General features: G+C 63.6%; 17 protein-coding genes. 8 read left to right on the top strand and 9 right to left on the bottom strand.

Features of this window, described 5'->3' with window-relative positions:
- Positions 1 to 212 precede the first annotated feature (212 nt).
- Positions 213 to 1,541, top strand: a complete 1,329-nt coding sequence (locus Q0X23_RS06420; RefSeq protein WP_297859539.1) for a TolC family protein — start codon at positions 213 to 215, stop codon at positions 1,539 to 1,541.
- Positions 1,538 to 2,611, top strand: a complete 1,074-nt coding sequence (locus Q0X23_RS06415) for a TolC family protein (protein WP_297859538.1) — start codon at positions 1,538 to 1,540, stop codon at positions 2,609 to 2,611. The genes Q0X23_RS06420 and Q0X23_RS06415 overlap by 4 nt, the downstream gene beginning before the upstream one ends.
- 348 nt (positions 2,612 to 2,959) lie before the next feature.
- Here the strand turns inward: Q0X23_RS06415 and Q0X23_RS06410 are convergent, their stop codons facing one another.
- A complete protein-coding gene (locus Q0X23_RS06410) occupies positions 2,960 to 3,631 on the bottom strand; it encodes a CPBP family intramembrane glutamic endopeptidase (protein WP_297859537.1) in 672 nt (223 codons plus the stop codon).
- Between the two features lie 327 nt (positions 3,632 to 3,958).
- Between Q0X23_RS06410 and Q0X23_RS06405 the strand changes: the two genes are divergently transcribed.
- The 4 genes from Q0X23_RS06405 (at position 3,959) to Q0X23_RS06390 (ending at position 7,927) form a co-directional block, all read left to right on the top strand.
- Positions 3,959 to 5,308 (top strand): efflux RND transporter periplasmic adaptor subunit, encoded by a 1,350-nt coding sequence (locus Q0X23_RS06405; protein WP_297859536.1) that lies wholly within the window; start codon positions 3,959 to 3,961, stop codon positions 5,306 to 5,308.
- Entirely contained in the window at positions 5,305 to 6,018 is a 714-nt protein-coding gene (locus Q0X23_RS06400) for an ABC transporter ATP-binding protein (RefSeq protein WP_297859535.1), read from the top strand. Before Q0X23_RS06405 ends, Q0X23_RS06400 begins: the two co-directional genes overlap by 4 nt.
- Positions 6,015 to 7,307, top strand: coding sequence for an ABC transporter permease (locus tag Q0X23_RS06395; RefSeq protein WP_297859534.1), 1,293 nt, complete (start codon positions 6,015 to 6,017; stop codon positions 7,305 to 7,307). The genes Q0X23_RS06400 and Q0X23_RS06395 overlap by 4 nt, the downstream gene beginning before the upstream one ends.
- Before the next feature lie 80 nt (positions 7,308 to 7,387).
- Complete coding sequence (locus tag Q0X23_RS06390; protein WP_297859533.1) at positions 7,388 to 7,927, top strand: hypothetical protein; 540 nt, start codon at positions 7,388 to 7,390, stop codon at positions 7,925 to 7,927.
- A gap of 78 nt (positions 7,928 to 8,005) precedes the next feature.
- On the opposite strand, the gene Q0X23_RS06385 is transcribed toward Q0X23_RS06390, so the two are convergent.
- From Q0X23_RS06385 to Q0X23_RS06365, 5 genes are all read right to left on the bottom strand, one after another.
- Entirely contained in the window at positions 8,006 to 8,551 is a 546-nt protein-coding gene (locus tag Q0X23_RS06385) for an LOG family protein (RefSeq protein ID WP_297859532.1), read from the bottom strand.
- A gap of 207 nt (positions 8,552 to 8,758) precedes the next feature.
- Positions 8,759 to 8,977, bottom strand: coding sequence for a hypothetical protein (locus Q0X23_RS06380; RefSeq protein WP_297859531.1), 219 nt, complete (start codon positions 8,975 to 8,977; stop codon positions 8,759 to 8,761).
- 62 nt (positions 8,978 to 9,039) lie between these two features.
- Entirely contained in the window at positions 9,040 to 9,537 is a 498-nt protein-coding gene (locus tag Q0X23_RS06375; RefSeq protein ID WP_297859530.1) for a hypothetical protein, read from the bottom strand.
- Between the two features lie 76 nt (positions 9,538 to 9,613).
- Entirely contained in the window at positions 9,614 to 10,573 is a 960-nt protein-coding gene (locus tag Q0X23_RS06370) for a branched-chain amino acid transaminase (protein WP_297859529.1), read from the bottom strand.
- A gap of 87 nt (positions 10,574 to 10,660) precedes the next feature.
- Positions 10,661 to 11,461, bottom strand: a complete 801-nt coding sequence (locus Q0X23_RS06365) for a DUF721 domain-containing protein (protein WP_297859528.1) — start codon at positions 11,459 to 11,461, stop codon at positions 10,661 to 10,663.
- Between the two features lie 68 nt (positions 11,462 to 11,529).
- On the opposite strand from Q0X23_RS06365, the gene Q0X23_RS06360 reads away from it, so the two are divergent.
- A complete protein-coding gene (locus Q0X23_RS06360; protein WP_297859527.1) occupies positions 11,530 to 12,282 on the top strand; it encodes a sulfite exporter TauE/SafE family protein in 753 nt (250 codons plus the stop codon).
- A 244-nt stretch (positions 12,283 to 12,526) separates the two neighbouring features.
- Here the strand turns inward: Q0X23_RS06360 and Q0X23_RS06355 are convergent, their stop codons facing one another.
- The 3 genes from Q0X23_RS06355 to Q0X23_RS06345 are packed head-to-tail and all read right to left on the bottom strand — an operon-like array spanning position 12,527 to position 14,319.
- The gene (locus Q0X23_RS06355; protein ID WP_297859526.1) at positions 12,527 to 12,916 is read right to left on the bottom strand and encodes a hypothetical protein; all 390 of its coding nucleotides are present in this window, start codon (positions 12,914 to 12,916) and stop codon (positions 12,527 to 12,529) included.
- Positions 12,907 to 13,977, bottom strand: a complete 1,071-nt coding sequence (gene recF / locus Q0X23_RS06350; protein WP_297859525.1) for a DNA replication/repair protein RecF — start codon at positions 13,975 to 13,977, stop codon at positions 12,907 to 12,909. The genes Q0X23_RS06355 and recF overlap by 10 nt, the downstream gene beginning before the upstream one ends.
- A 48-nt stretch (positions 13,978 to 14,025) precedes the next feature.
- Positions 14,026 to 14,319 carry a hypothetical protein gene (locus tag Q0X23_RS06345; protein WP_297859524.1) on the bottom strand — a complete coding sequence of 98 codons (294 nt, stop codon included), beginning with the start codon at positions 14,317 to 14,319 and terminating at the stop codon, positions 14,026 to 14,028.
- 48 nt (positions 14,320 to 14,367) lie between these two features.
- On the opposite strand from Q0X23_RS06345, the gene Q0X23_RS06340 reads away from it, so the two are divergent.
- Positions 14,368 to 16,359, top strand: a complete 1,992-nt coding sequence (locus Q0X23_RS06340; RefSeq protein ID WP_297859523.1) for a hypothetical protein — start codon at positions 14,368 to 14,370, stop codon at positions 16,357 to 16,359.
- Positions 16,360 to 16,370 lie beyond the last annotated feature (11 nt).

The following is a 16,370-nucleotide window of genomic DNA, read 5'->3' as shown; positions in this document are numbered from 1 at the left end:
GCCCACGCCCGGGTCGTAGCCAAGGTTCGAACCAAGTCGCCAGTTAAGCAGGCATGCCGCCCATGGGCGGCATGCCTGCTTTGTTTTTACAGACAAAAAGCACGATCACAGCGATAAACTGGGGAAGCCCGGCGCCTACCTTCACCAAACCTACATATCTCGTACTGCACCTTTACACAAGCTTGCCAGAACATGACTGCCGCGGAGGGAACGTGAAGAACCCTGTACCCACCATCGCCACCCTGCTCGCCTTAGCACCTCCTGTCCTGGCCCAGGGCGCCCTCGAGCTTCCCCAGGCCCTGCAAGCCCTGCCGGGTACCCTGGACTGGAGAAGCGCCGACCTGAACTACGAGAGCGCGGTGCGGCAGCTGGAAGCCGCCCAGGCCGCCCTGGGCTTCAAGCTGTCGGGTGGGGCCGACTACACCCTGCGCCAGAGCGGCAGCAGCCTGAGCCTTTCCGGCACGGCCAGCCTGGGGGTGCTGCCCTGGTCTACGAGCGCCGACGCCGCGCGCAGCGCCGAGCGGGCCCTGGAGCGGGCCGCCCTGACCCGCCGCGATGCTCGCAACACCCTTTACCTGGCCCTGCATACGCAGTACTTCAACCTGCGCCAGGCCCAGACCGACCTGAGCATCGCCCAGGCCACCCTGGCCCTGCGCGAACGCCAGTTGCAGATTGTCACCGCGCAGAACCAGGCCGGCACCGCCACCCTGAGCGACCTGCTCACCGCCCAGCAGAACCTGGACACCGCCCGATCGGGGCTGGTGAGCGCCCAGGGGGCCCTCGAGCTGGCCCGCCTGACCCTGGCCAGCACCCTGGGCCTGAGCCCCCAACAGCTCGGCAACCCCGTCACCCCCCCCGAGGAACCCAGCCTGCCCGGCGAGGGCCTGGAGGCCTTGCTGCAAAGGGCCCTGAGCCGCCGCTCCGACGTGTTGCGAAGCCAGTCCCAATTGCAGGATGCCGAAGAAAACCTGGCCAGCGCCGAGCGCGACCGGCTGATTCCCAATGCTTCGGTGAGCGCGGTTTACAGCGATAGCGGCATTTCGCTCTCGAGCGGGCTGAACTTCAAGAGCGGCACTGCCTCACTTTCTGGAGCGGTGCCGCTAATGCAGGGGAGCGGCGGGGCCTTGCAGCAGGGTTGGAGTGTGGGGCTCTCCCTTAGCATGCCCATTTTCGACCCCGTGGCCGACAGCCGCATCCGCACGGCCCAGACCGCGCTGCAAGTGGCGCAGCAAGCCCTGGAAAGCACCCGCAAGGCCGCCGAGCTGGACGTGCGGCAAAAGTACCAGAACCTCCAGACTGCCCGGGCCGCCATTTCCGCCGCCCGGGCCGGCCTGAATGCGGCCAACCAGAACCTGCGCACCGCCCAGGCCCGGCTGCAGGCCGGCACCGGTACCAGCGTGGAGGTTCAGGCAGCAGAACTCAACCGGCTGCAAGCCCAGCGCAACCTCGAGGCCGCCCTAACCCAGGCCCAACTGGCCGCCCTGGCCCTGCAAAACGCCCTTGGACAGGACCTTACCACCACTCTCGGAGGGAGTAAATGACGCACCGTGTCTCGAACCTTCTGTCGAAGCCCTTGCTTTTGCTGGCGCTGCTGCCGGTTTGCTCCCTGGGGTTAGCCCAGAACACCCTCACCCTGCCCCAGGCCCTATCGCAGGCCTACAGCCGGGGCCCCTCGCTGCAAAGCGCCCAGGCCACCCTGCAAAACGCCACCCTGCAGCTCAATGCGCTCAAGGCCGACCCCAGCACCCTGGTGGTGGCCCGCACCCAGGCCGAGCAGAGCGCAAAGCTGGCCGAGGTGAACCTCGAGGCCACCCGGCTTTCGGTCATGCAGAGCGTGGTGAACGCCTACGTAAGCCTCTACGAAGCCCAGCAAAACGTGGCCTTGTTCCAGGCCCAGGTAGCCCTGAACCAGCGCAATCTGGAGGTGGCCAAGGCCCGCCAGGCCGCCGGCAACGCCACCGCCCTGGACGTAGCCCGGGCCCAGACCACCCTGGATAGCTCGAGGCAGTCCCTCACCAACGCCCAGTCCCAGCTCCCGGTGCTGGCCGCCCAGCTTGCCGCGCTGCTGGGCCTGAGCGACCTGGGCAACGTCATGGTGGCCGCTCCTCCGGCCCCTCCGGTGCTGCAAGCCGACCTCCAGGCCCTGAGCCGCGACCTCTTTAGTCGGCTGCCCAGCGTGCTGCAAGCCCAGCAGGCCGTAGAACTTGCCGAACTGAACGTCAAGCTGGCCGATAACGACTACACCCCCGCCGTCCAGCTCAACACAGCCAAAACCAGCCTGGAGAACAACCAGCGCACCCTGCAAACCGCCCAACAGAATGCTCAGACCAACCTAACCAACACCCACCAGGCCGCCCAGAACGCCTACCGCAGCATCGCTTTAGCCCAGGCCAACGTCGCCAACGCCCAGCGGGTGGTGGAGCAGAGCCAGGCCGCCCTGCGGGCCGGCACCATCTCGGCTTTACAACTACAAACCGACCAGGTCTCGCTGCGCAGCGCCGAGTATGCCCTGATTCAGGCGCAAAACACCTACTGGAAAGCCCTGGCGGCTTTCTCGGTGGCAGCAGGCCAGGACTTTACCGGCCTGGTGCGGGCGGCCAGTGGGCCATAGTCATCCATGCGATTTGGGCTGTATTTACCCCTGGCGCCATCCATTTCGGGGCCGGGGCTAAAGTGAGGGTAGAACCCGCGGCACTGGCAGGGAGGGAGCTTTTCTGTGGGCACGGATGATTGTGCTGGTACTGGCTGGGGTTCGGCTGGCTAGTTTTTGCGGAGCAACTCGACTGCACCCTCCCTCGGCCAGCCCGACCTCCACTACCTTCTACTTTTTCGAGCGATGCCGCCCGGCGCCCGCACGGGCCATGCTTGAAGCGAGTGGGGTAGCGCCCTAACGGCCTGCCGCTCAGCCGCACGCGGAGCGTGTCGGCTGAAGCGGCGGGTTGGGCGGCTATGTTCCTGATTAAGGTAGATATTGAGCGAACAACGGCAAGAGAATAAAAGCGTAGGCATCGTTCAAGATGTGCATCAGCATACAAGCAAGGAGGTTTCTCCGTTTGACGTAGAGAATCGTGATCACAATGCTCCACACCCCAATCTGGATTGTGCCGCCGAGCCCCCAGAAGGGTATGTGAAGCAAGACGAATACCACATAAGCGATGAATGCGCTTAAGCCAAGTCTGCCTGTTAGAGCGTTTATACGCTCAATGGGATAACCACGAAACAATATTTCTTCCGTAATACCTGCCGTGAGGACAATCCCTATTCGCAGCACAATCGGAATTTGCGCTAATTGTGAAATGCCACTCGACGTCGTGCCCAAGCCCAGTGCATTGACAAGGGGCATGGTCAGGATAAAAGAAAATGCGCCAACGATGAACCCCAGCACTCCCCAAAGCAAATCACGCCAGGATACCTTCTTGATGCCAATTGATGCCAGCGATTGCCTTTCCCAAAGAAGAACAATCCCCAACAGGACAAAAGCGAGAGTCCATTCTTCTGTAACAAAGAGAATGACTCGCGAAGGAATAGCCATATCTTCAGGGCGTATACCCAAAAGCAAATCCAGAACAAACGGCAATCCCAATGCAACGAACAACCCCACGAAAGTTGCAATCTTTTGTTTCTTATTCATCTCCTGTTCTCTGTGATGATAGGTATTTCAGCGCCCAACTAGCGATTAAATAACACCCTGCTGTCTAACACCCTATACCAGGATTTTTATATAACCCGCCTACCTCAACAAATAGCCAACCATCACCACCCAAAACCGCCTCCTTTCTGGAGCTATGTCTGTTGCCTTTCATCTAAACATTCCTGGATTGTTGCACAGAACATGTTTTATTTTCTCAATACTAGCCATCAATTCCCTGCCAGTGAAGCCCCAGGGTTCGTCTTCATCAAACCTTCGCATTCCATACACCGAACATTGGCTATGCTAGAGGAACATCGAGGGGTGAACATGACTGGCTCCCGTACTCGTACCCGCGTACCCTGGCTTTGGCTGGTTGTGGCCCTGGTCTTGGCCGGGCTGGGGGGCGCGGCCTACTGGTTCCTGCGACCCAAGCCCACCGCCAGCAACACCCCCGCGGTGGAGACTGCGCCTGTGCAGCAAGGGGTGTTTCGGGTCTCGGTCTCGGGGCCGGGCACCCTCGAGGCCGTCCAGACCCTGGCGGTCAAACCGGCAGTCAACGGCACCGTGCTCAGGCTGCCCACCGTGGGCGACCGGGTGCAGCGGGGGCAGCTTATTGTGCAGCTCGACCCCACCAACTACACCCGCGCCCTGGAAAACGCCCGGCTGACCCTGCAAAAGGCCCAGGCCAACCTGGACAAGCTGCGGGCCGACCAGGCCAGCACCCAGGCCGCCAACCGGCAAAACATCGCCAGCGCCGAGGTGGCCTATGCCAACGCCCGGCGCGACCTCGAGGCCGCCCGCACCAACCTGCAGGCCACCCAGAAGCTCTTCGATCTGGGGGGCGCCAGCGCCCAGAGCCTGCAAAGCGCCCGCGACGCCTACGCCAAGGCCCAGGCAGCCCTCGAGGTGGCCCAGGTCAACCTGAACACCGCCCGCCAGGCCCTCTCGCTGCGGAATAGCGCCAACACCCAGGACCTGCGCAACGCCCAGATTGCCGTAGAGCAGGCCCGGCTCGAGGTCAAAAACGCCGAAGAAAATCTGGCCAACACCAAAATCTACGCCCCCTTCGATGGCGTGGTGGCCGAAGTCAACGCCCAGGTGGGCAGCATCGGGGTGGGGGCCACGGTCAGCAACAGCACTGCCCTGCTCACCCTGATCGACGATTCCAGCGTGAACCTGCCAGTGCAGATTGACGAGAGCGAGATTGCCAAGGTGCGGGTGGGCCAGCGGGTCGAGGTAACGCTGGACGCCTTCAGTGGGGAAACCTTTGAAGGCAAAGTTACCGCCATTGCTCCCAAGGCCCAGATTCAGCAGAACATCGCCTTTTTCTACGTAACCGTGAACATCCCCAACCCCCAGCGCAAGCTGCGGCCCGGCATGAGCGCCGAGGGCGAGATTATCATCGAGGAAATCCAGGACGCCCTGACCATCCCCAAGCGGGCCGTGCAGACCGTGCGCAACCGGGCCTATGTGGATGTGCTCATGCCCGACGGCAACAAGGAGACCGTGCGGGTGGTGCTGGGGCCGGACGACGGGGTCAACCAGGTGGTGCTGGAAGGCTTGCAGCCCCGCCAGACCGTGGTGCTGCCCAGCCGGGTGCAGCCGGCCTCGAACAACCAGGGCGGGCAGGGCGGCCTGCGCCTGCCCCTGGGCGCCCCGCCAGGAGGTGGCCGGTGACGGTGGTCGCGCTAGACCAGGTGCGCAAGGTGTACAAGAGTGGGGCGCTCGAGTTCGAGGCGCTCAAGGGGGTTTCGCTGGAGATTCGCTCGGGCGAGATGGTGGCCCTGATGGGGCCTTCGGGCTCGGGCAAAACCACCCTGATGCAGATTATCGGCCTGCTCGACCGGCCCACCAGCGGGCAGTACCACCTGGCCGGGCAGGACGTGACCACCCTGAGCGAAAACCAGCGGGCCGAGATGCGCAACCAGGAGATTGGCTTTGTGTTCCAGGCTTTTCACCTGCTGCCGCGCCTGAACGTGCTGGAAAACGTGGAGGTGCCGCTCATCTATGCGGGTTACGGCCCCGAAGAACGGCGCGAACGGGCCCTCGAGGTGCTGCAAAAGGTGGGGCTGGGGGACAAGCTAAAAAACCTGCCCTCGCAGCTTTCGGGGGGCCAGAAGCAGCGGGTGGCGGTGGCCCGGGCCCTGACCATGCGCCCCTCCATCCTGCTGGCCGACGAACCGACCGGCAACCTCGACTCCAAGACCGCCGCCGAGGTGATGCGGCTTTTTCAGGAGCTTAACGACGAGGGCACCTGCGTGATTGTGGTGACCCACGAGGCCGATATTGCCGAGTACACCGGGCGCATCGTGCGCATCCGCGACGGGCAGATCGAGTCCGATGGCCCCAACCTTCACCGCAAGCGGGCTGTAGGAGGTGTGGCATGAGCGCATCCATGGTGACCCCGACCCCCAAAAAAGTGCGCTCGCGCGTGGCCGGAATGAACCCCTGGCAGGTGTTTCGCATCGCCTGGCGGGCCATTCTGGGAAACCCCCTGCGCTCTATTCTGACTACCCTGGGGGTGATTATCGGGGTGGCGGCGGTGGTGGCCCTGACCATGGTGGGCCAGGGCTCAACGGCCAACATCACCCGCACCCTGCAAAGCCTGGGCACCAACCTGCTCACCATCGGGAGTGCCACCGGGGGGCGCGGGGGGGGCTTTGGTCTGGTGCGCTTTGGCGGCCCCCAGACCATCACCCTGGCCGATGCCGAGGCGGTCAAGGCGGCCTTTGCCGGTCGCCTGGCCGGGGTAGCGCCCGCCCTGCAAAGCAACCAGCAGGTGAAGGTGGGGGCCAGCAACCTGAACGCCACCGTGATTGGCACCTGGCCCGACTATGCCAGCGTGCGCAACGCCCAGCCCGCCGAAGGCAGCTTCTTCGGCGAGGCCGACGTGCAAAGCCGAAGGCGGGTGGCGGTGATCGGCTACGGCATCGCCCAGGACTTGTTCGGTGGGCAAGACCCCATCGGCCAGCGCCTGCGCATCGCGGGTATCTCCTTCACGGTGGTGGGGGTGCTGCCCGACAAAGGCGACTCGGGCTTTGCCAGCCCCAACTACCAGGTGATGGTGCCGCTTTCGACCTACCTTCAGCGCCTCGCCCGCAGCAGCACCGGCGAGCCCCGGGTGAACGCTATCTACGTCCAGGCCCCCGACAAGGACTCGCTCTCCCGCCTCCAGCAAGAACTGACCGACTTCATGGCCCAGCGCCGCAAAGTGAGCGACCCCAGCGAGTACGACTTTAGCGTGCAGAACCAGGCCGACGCGCTGGCCTCGGTCAACCAGGTCACCCAGACCATGACCCTCTTTCTGGGCGGGGTGGCCGGGATTAGCCTCCTGGTGGGGGGCATTGGCATCATGAACATCATGCTGGTCTCGGTGACCGAGCGCACCCGCGAGATCGGCATCCGCAAGGCCCTGGGGGCCAAGCCCCGCGACATCCTGACCCAGTTTTTGGTGGAGTCGGTGGTGCTCTCGGTGGGGGGCGGCATTCTGGGCATTTTTCTGGGGCTGGCCATGGCGGGCAGCGTGGGGCAACTGCTGCGGGTGACCCCGGTCTTCGACCCCTTCAGCATGGTGCTGGCTTTCGTATTCTCGGTGGCGGTGGGGGTTTTCTTTGGCTTTTACCCCGCCTCGAGGGCCGCCCGGCTCGACCCGGTGGAGTCGCTCAGGTACGAGTAGCAGAAAACCCATAGCCGCCCGCCTTTCTTTACCGCTTCTACACAATGCCCTGGCACACTACAGTCGCTAAAGGAGGGTGCATGAAGAGACTGCTGAGCCTGCTGACCACACTGGCGTTGGGGTTTGCTTTGGCGCAAGGGGGGCCGCCCAACATTAGCCCCGAGATGCGCCAACGTTTTGAGGCCTACCGCCCGGTCTTCGACCTGGTGGCCACCCTTGGGCTGATGGACGAGCTGGACAAAGAGCGGGGCCTGGCTTTCACCAAAGCCCAGGCCCAGAAGCTTTTGCCCCTTCTGCGCGACCTGCAAAACCGCGCCGACCTGAAGCCCGCCGATGCCAGCAAAATCCTCACAAATATCGAGGACAACATCCTGACCCCGGCCCAGCTCAAATGGATCGACCAGACCATCCTGAAGCAACGCGAGGAGGCCCGCCAGCGCCGCGAGCAGGCCAGCGGGCAGAACCCCCAGGCGGGGCAGGGCAATTTCCAGGGGCCGCCCGGAGGCCGGGGCGGGCTCTTCCAGGCCATCGCCCAGGGCAAGCCCTACAACCCCTTTAAAGAGCAGCCCCGCACCGCCGACAACCTCAAGAACCTGATTGCCCTGCTTTCCAAGAAGTAGGAGGGCGTATGGCCAGACTGCTGTTTGTCCTGCTCTTTTTGGGAGCGGCCCTGGCGCAAAGCCGCCTCGAGGTGCGCTTTACCTTCCGGGTGCTGCAGCGCGAAGCCGGCCAAGAAACCCTTGCAGGCTTTGCAGCGAGTCTATGGGGGTGAGCATCCGCAGGGCTTCGGGGGTGACCTCGAGGCCTGCCCGGATGACCCCCAACCATCCCACGTGCACCCCCAGGGGCTTCTGGGGTTTGCCCTGCATCTCGGCGATATGGTTCAGGTTCCAGGCCGCCAGGATTTCGGCCAGGGTGCCTACCCCGCCCGGCAGGGCCAGGCAGGCCACACCCACATCAATCAGCCGCTCGATGCGGGTGAGTAGCGAGGAGGACGGCAGCTCCAGATCCACGTGCACGTTGGGCCCGTTGCGCTGCGGAAACAGCACAGGCGCAGTGATGCCCACCACCAGCCCACCGGCCTCTTTGGCCCCCTGCGAAACAGCCTCCATCGCCCCGTTGTACCCGCCCGTAGCCACGCCAAACCCAGCCTCGGCAATTGTGCGCCCCCAGGCGCGGGCCTCGGCAAAAGCCGGGGTGCCGGGCTGCACCCTGGACGAACCAAACACGGTTACGAGTCGCATATACACAGCCTACCCTGCGGCCCGGGCATTATCCCCGAAAAGACCCTACGCCGAAACGATGCCTCATCTAATCTACTTTGTCGAGCTTTGGCCTGCGCACAACAGGTTTTTTCTCAATCGGCTTTCGACCCTTTCGCCCATCGGCTCTTGACTATCCGCTCTGTTCAAGCTTTCGGCTATCGGCATTCAAGCTTACCCCCTGATGCTCTACTTGCGCCGACTTATTTCAAACAGCACCCGGTTCTTCACCGCATCGGCCATCAGGGCCACGCCTGAGTTCAACACCACCAGCCCCAGGGTGCCCAGCCAGAACCAGGGCTCTCCCTGCGCTTTCAGGTAGCTGGCGTGATCGGTCAGGGAGATGCCGGCTCCAATCAGGGTAAGGCCCAGGGGTGCAAAGATCTGCCACTTACGAAAAGGGGTCATGGCCTGAATTGTAGGGGATCGGGAACCCGCCTAGGGGCACCAACGCCTTCTCATGTGGAGGACTATTTCCAGTCCCATTGCAGCCCAATGCCCTGGGCTTGCAAGGTGCGCTCCAGGTTGTTTTCGTGCTGCCCCAGGCGGTTGATCAGGTCGTGCAGGGTTCGGGTGGCCAGGAAGGCTTCCTCCAGGCCCATCAGGCCCGCACCTAGCGCCTCGAACAGTTCGTGGTTGTCCATCAGGGTAAGGGTACCGCCATGGGCAATACCCAGATCCAGGTACAAGTCCTTGACCATCAGGACATGCCCCTCCCGCTCGACCTGCACGATGTCTATGTAAAACTCAAAAGGATAGCGTCCTTGGTGGGTAAAGTACTGGCACACTTGCAGGTGCTGGGCAGGCAGAATGTGGGCCTTCCAGTAACGGTAGCTGGGGTGTCCTACAAAGGCCCGCTCCACGTAAAAGCCATGTTCGTGTTCATGGTACAGCGCCACCGGAAAAGTGCCCGCCATAACCGTGTGGGTCTTGGTGACCAGATTGTGGAACTCCACCTTGAGGTGCATGTTTCAGTTTACGGTGTAATAAGGACAACTACCCCAAAGCCCGCTTTCCCGTAGGAAACGCGCCTCAACCCGCCTGCTACTTGACGTAGGTCAGCCAGGCCTCGTATTTGGGGTTTTTGCCCTGCACCACGTCCATGTAGGCGGCCCGGAGCTTCATGGTGTGCTCGCCGGCCTTGCCGGTGCCAATGGCCCGGTGGTCAAGGTAGGAGATGGGCGTAACTTCAGCGGCGGTGCCGACCATGAACATCTCGTCGGCCATGTAGAGTTGGTCGCGGGTAGCCCGCACCTCGCGTACCTCGTAGCCCAGGTCGCGGGCAATGGTGATGACGGAGTCGCGGGTAATGCCCATCAGGTTGACCGAGTGCTCGATCACGTAGAGGGTATTTCCCCGCAGGAAGAAAATGTTCTCGCCCGAACCCTCGGCCACGAAGCCTTCCTTGTCGAGCAGCAGGGCTTCGTCGGCCCCGGCCTGCTGGGCTTCCACGCGGGCCAGGGCGCTGTTGACGTAGTTGCCCCCCACCTTGGCCTTACCCGGCATCACGTTGGCGGGGAAACGGGCCCAGGACGAGGTGATGAGCCGGGCCCCCTTGCGCACGGCCTCGTCACCCAGGTAGGTGCCCCATTCCCAGGCGGCAATCATCACCTCGGCGGGGTTGTTGGGCAGGGGATTCACACCCAGGGTGTTGGCTCCCATCCAGGCCAGGGGGCGGATGTAGCAGCTTTTGTAGCCGTTGGCCCGGATGACCTCCTGAATGGCCTGGTTAATCTGCTCGGGGGTGTAGGGCATCTCGAACATCATGACCTTGGCGCTATGGAAGAAGCGCTCGGTGTGTTCGTGCAGGCGGAAGATGGCGGGGCCTTTGGGGGTCTCGTAGGCCCGGATGCCCTCGAAAATGCTGGTGCCGTAGTGCAGCGCGTGGGTGAGTACCGAAACCCTGGCCTCTTCCTGGGGCACCAGATGCCCGTTGAACCAGATCAGGCCCGCCTTCATTTTGCTATCGCCGCCAACGCTTTTGGGTTTGGTTTCGGTTGACATAAATCCTCCAGAGTGGGTACCGCGTCTGGGTCTACACGCTTATAGGGGCCCGGATGCTACAGCAGAAAGGGGCCGCGGGTGTTACAATCATACCTCTTTGAGCAGGGAGCGCAGGGTCTCGGGCAGCAGATGGCGGTGGCCCCGAACCTCTTTTTCGCCGGTACAAAGCTGCAAGTAGCGCCTTGCGGTGTCTTGCAGGATGGGCATCAGCTCGGGCTGCTGGATGACCTGGGGCAAAAGCTCTCGGAGCTGGGCCTCGAGCTTCTGCCGGGCCAGGTAGCGGGCGGCCTCGAGCGGATCGCCCTCGAGGCGCGTCTTGAGTGGAAAGCGGGTCAAGCGACCCGATTCACGCAGAACAACAGGTTCGGTCAGAAGCTTCTGACAGGGCTTGCAGGGGCGCTCAGGGCTGGGCGCGCCGCAGATGGGGCAGGGCGGGTGGGGGTTCTCTTTTTGCTTCTGCAAGACCGCCCTTCCCGCCCGGAGGATCACCCCCTGGAGGTCTTGGGGGGAGTGCTCGGTTAGCTCTCTCAGGCGCGCTTCTTCCTCGGGGCTCAGTTTTGGCCGGGTCATCGGTTTGCTCTTGGGTATGCTCTTTTTCTCTGCACCTACCAAGAACCGCAGCTCCTGCACCAATCCGGGAAGCTGTTCCTGGTAGCGCTTGAGGAACTCCTCACGCAAGTAGGTGAGCTGGTGCGCCACCACCGAGTCGGCCACCCGCACAAACAGCACCCCGTCTTCCAGGCGGTCGGCCTCGGTTAGCTCGCTCAGGGCAGGCCCGGCAATCTCGGGCCAGAGCGCCAGCACCTGGCCCCGCTGAACCCCTGCGCTCAGCCCTTTTTGGCGCAGAATTTTGGCCACAATCTCGGCAGAGGGTCTGGCCCTGGACATCCCCTACAGGCTAGACAAAAAACCCGGGCTTGGCTACAGCCTGGCGCACCCTTGGGCTGGGTTAGGGTATGGTAGCGGCCATGGAGCTAAGCCCCCCCTCCTGGGCCGTGGCCTTTTTGGCAGCCTGGCTGGTGGGCGCTTCCAAAACCGGGCTGTCGGGCGCTGTAACGATTGCGGTGGTCTTATTCGCCAGCATCATCCCGGCCCGCGAGGCCACGGGTGCTTTGTTGCCGGTGCTGATTTGCGCCGACTTCATTGCGGTGCGTATGCTCCGCCAAAGCGTGCGCTGGCAAGAGCTTCTGCGCATTTTTCCCTGGACTGCCGTGGGGATTGGCCTGGGCACGCTCATGCTCTACTTCAGCAACGACGCACAGGTGCAGCGGGTGATCGGCGCGATTATCGTGGGCATGACCCTGTATCAGCTTTACCGCAAGGCCCGGCATCTGAGTGACGTGAACATCTCCAGGCATCCGGCTTTTGCCCCCAGCATGGGCATGGCCGCCGGTTTTACTACTATGGTGGCCAATGCGGCAGGCCCTTTTGTGCTTATTTATATGCTGGCCATGCGGATGGGGAAGCTCGAGGTGGTGGGCAGCATCGCCTGGTACTTTCTGGTGGTCAATCTATTCAAGGTGCCCTTTGCGGTGGGGCTGGGCCTCATCACCTGGGGGTCGCTGGCGTTCAACCTGTGGCTGGTGCCCGCCGTGGGGCTGGGGGCCTGGGCAGGCCGACGCCTCCTGGACTACCTCCCGCAGAGCACTTTCGAGTGGATGGCCCTCACGCTGGCCTTGCTGGGCGGGCTTCGATTGCTGCTGGTCTAAGTGCATCGGTAACTTATTTTGCGGCATGTTTTGAAGCACGTTGATTGCCTATACTTGCGATGTACGGCTTATTGGGAGGCACTGAGGTGCATACTGAATTCTAGGTTGCCAGACCACTAAGGGTGCTTCGGAATTCGCAAGGGAAATCTGTGCCCGGCAAAGCCCCTCGAGGCTGCTTGCTTTTGTCGTTCGACCCTGGGCTTTGGGCTCTCGGCCATCCTTGCGCAAGCAACCCGCACCACCTTCAACGTTTGCGCTTTTTCTTGGACGGTTTTCTTTGCGCCTGCTTCGGATGGGGCTGGGCTTCGGCCACCGGAACCCTGGCCCACCGCCGCAGCCAGAGCAAACCCCACAGCGAGGCCACAAAAAGCCCGAGCGAAACAGCAAAAGCTATGATGTTTATCCGAAACCAGGAGGGGTGTATTCGCTCCCCTGAGGGCAGGGTGGCGAGTTCGCTCGAGGTCGCCAGCAGGCCCGCGTAGGGCAGCAAACGCGCCAGGGTAAAGCCCGCCAGCAGGGCCACAATCCCGGCCAGAATGACCAGCGAGAGCAAGAACGCCCAGGCCAGTCCGCGCTGGGCCTCGCGGATGGCGTCGGGGTTCACCGGCTTCTCCCTGGACATTTTCAGCGCCACACCCCCGCTTCAATCTCCATCACGGCCCCCTCGCCCGGGGTTTCCAGGCCTGCCAGAATGGCCTGGGGCAGGCTCTGTGCATAGGCCAGCAAGGCCCCCCGGCGGCGGGCGTCGAGCTCGGTGTTCCACTCGTCTACCAGCAAAAGCGGGGCCTCTTCGTAGTGAGACCAGAGCAGGCGGTGTTCGGCCAGGCGCAGGGCCAGGGCAATGCTGCGGCACTCCCCCCGGCTGCCAAACCGGGCGGCCTCGCGGCCCGAGAGCAGCAGGGTCAGGTCGTCGCGGTGGGGCCCCACACTGGTGGCGCCGCGCTGCAGGTCGTCGGGCAGGTTGTCTTCCAGGGCCTGAAGGAAGCGTTCGGGCTCGGTGGTCTCGCATAGCTCCAGGCTCAGTTCGCCCGGGGCCAGCTCGCGGTAGGCTTCGCGGGCCAGGGGGGTCAGCTTGGCGAGCATCCGGCGGCGCAGGCTCAGGATTTCGCTGCCGTACTTGACCAGCTCCTGGTTCCAGATGCCAATGGAAGATTGGATGGAGCCAGGCCTCTCCCTCTCGCCCCCCCTGGAAGCAGGGCGAAAGCTGCTTTTCAGAACCGCGTTGCGCTGCTGCAAAGCCCGGCTGTACTGACCCAGCATGGCGCGGTAGCGGGCCGAGAAACGCGAGAGCAGCACATCCAGAAACCGGCGGCGTTCTTCTGGAGGCCCCAGCACCAGCTCGAGGTCGTCGGGGCCCAGGAGCACCGCGCCCGGCAGTTGCGAAAGCTCACGCAGCGAGGCCGGGGCTTCGTTGAGCTTGTGTTCGCGGCCCTCGCGGCTGAGCTTTACTTCCAGGCGGCTGTTGCCAAACTGGGTCTCGACCTCGGCAAAAAGCCAGGCTTCGCTTTGGCCAAAGGCGATGCGCTCGGTTGTGCCGTTGCGCAGTTCCCCGCCCAGCACCAGCTCGATGGCCTCGAGCAGGTTGGTCTTGCCCTGGGCGTTGCCACCCACAATGGTGGTCAGGCCCAATCCCGGCGCAAAAAGCGGGCTGGCGAGGTTCCTGAAGTTTTTTTGCCGCAAGCGCAACAGACGCACCAAGCACAAGGCTAAAGGCAGAAGGCTCAAGGCTCAAGGCCTACCAGCTCATTTGCGGGCCCTGTTGGAGGCTTTGCGAATCCATACCGCCAGCAGATACACCCCCCCTGCCCCCATTCCCAGGGGAATCGTGGCAAGGGATAGCCAGCCCAGTACAAACAAGGTGTAGAGGGTAGGGCCGTAATCCCGCCCCCCTACCACGCAGGGGTTGATGTTTCCTTCATGCAGGGTGCAGCTATTGGCATTTGCAAAGGCTCCGGCCAGCAGCGCCAGCAGCAGGGGGCTGAGGCTCAGGAGGGCAATGATAAACAACACCAGTCCATGTCGCAGCCACGGCTTCATTGCCCCAGTGTAGCTCGAGCCGGTACTCCATCCCGGTAAGATGACGGCATGACACGCGGGTTCTGGGTGTTGCTGCTTTGGTCGGCCCTGGCCTGGGGCCAGGCATCAGGTCAGGCCGTGCCGGTACAACCGGGCTTGGTGCTGCCCTTTGCGGGGCCAGGCGGCCATGCCCTGGCGCAGGCGGTGGCCGGAGGGCTGGGGGTGGCCCCGCCTTCGCTGGCTGCCATCCTGCTACCGGACATGCCCTGGCAGGGCAGCTACAACCTGGCGGCGGGTTCGCTTTTCACCGCTGGCGGGGCGCGGCTGGCCTGGGAGATTAGCGGGGCAAGCTGGGTTCTGGTAGGGCAGGTAGACCCGCAGGGCTGGCTACGGGTCTTCCTGGCCGATACACGGGGTATTCGCAGCGCCCGCTTCAGCCGGCCCGAGCTGGTGCTGTACTGGGCAGCGCGCCAGACCGGGGTCAGTCCGGGAGCCTGGCGGCTCGAGACCGCCCGCAACGACGAACTGGCCCGGCTGGCCCAGGGCGACCTGACGGTACAGAACACCCCCCTCCCCCTCCCCTACTACCGGGCTGCTGTGGCCCTGCGCGACAACGGGGTGGCCTCGCTTTTGATCACCGAACAACTGCCCAGGGAGCTGCAAGATTTTTGGAGCCAGGTGCGGCAGAACAAGCTACCGCTGGCCTACCAGGCTCTGGTGGATTTCTCCGAGCGTCGCCGCACCGAGGCGCTGAATGCGGCCCGCAAGCTGGCCGGAGGAAAAGTGTATGAGCGGCTTGCAGCCCTGCTGCTGTTTCGGGGCCTGGAAGATAGGCAGTGGGGCGCGGTGGCCCGCCAACTGACCGAGCTGGCCCCCGAGATGCCCCTGGCCTGGGAAGAGCTGAGTTTTGTGGCTTTCGACCAAAATAATCCCGCGCTGGCTCAAGAGGCCCTCGAGCGCGCCGCCGCGCTCCTGCCGGAGAAAAACCTCTACTGGACCAACCTGGGCTGGGCCTACTACCTGCTGGGCGACTATGCCCGCTCCATCCGAGCTTCGCAACGCTCGCTGAAGCTCGAGGCCCAGTCCCGCCAGGAGTACGCCGTGCCGGCCTACAACCTGGGGCTGGTGCGGGCTTTGTATAGCGACTTCCTGGGCGCCCGCGAGGCCTACAACCTAGCCCTGCGGGTAGATGAAGGGGAGGAGTTCAAGGCTGCCTTGAAGGATTTGCAGGAGGCCAGCGCGCCCCGGCTGGCCTTCTGGCAGGGCTACCTGGCCGAGCGGGCCGGCCTCTGGGAGCAGGCCCTGGGGCACTACCAGAGCTTCTTGCAAAATCACCCCAGAAGCCCCCTGGCTGCCTGGGCCCAGCGCGCCATCCGGCAGATGGCCGGGGCAAAAACCAGCGTATCGCTGCAACACCTGATGCTGCGGGCGGATGACCTCGAGGCCCGTCCCTTCACGGCGGGCGAGGCCGTCTTTCCTCAGGTCAAGATCGAGGGGGTTCCCTACCTGGCCTCGGGCACCCTGGTCACCCGCTTACTGGATGCCCAGGGCCAGGTGCTGCAAAGCGCCAGTAAGGCCGTTGCGGTGCGACCCCTGACCACCGGCCTGGTTTTGACCGGGGCGGCAGTGCGGCTGCCTGACGAGGGCACCTACACCCTCGAGGTGCTCTACGGTGCGGCCAGCACCCGCCTTTCGCTCACCGCCCATAAGCCCAGCCTGGCCCGCCAGCTCTACAGGGCAGGGGTGGAGCTGCGCAACCTGGGCAACGCCCCTTTGCTAAGTAGCGCCCAGATGCTCTCCCCCCAGGGCGAGGCCCTGGCCATTCGGCAGGTGCAGGCAGCCTTGCAGGCGGCGGCCCCCCGGGCCCGGCAAATCCCCAGCCTGAGCCGCAAACTGACCGGCGGCCCCTACAGCGGCCAGAGCATTGCCGAACTTCTGGAAAAAGCCGACGAAGCCCTGGTGCGGGCTTTCCTGGAGGCGGTGGTGCGCCAGCCCGAGCTGATCGGCGATAACGACGTGGTGAACAGCTTTGTTGGCTGGCTCCAAGGCACCGAGCGTTAGAAATCCATCCA

The sequence above is a fragment of the Meiothermus sp. genome (assembly GCF_026004115.1).
In the GTDB taxonomy this organism is placed as follows: Bacteria; Deinococcota; Deinococci; order Deinococcales; family Thermaceae; genus Meiothermus.
This window is presented reverse-complemented; position numbering and strand designations above follow the sequence as displayed.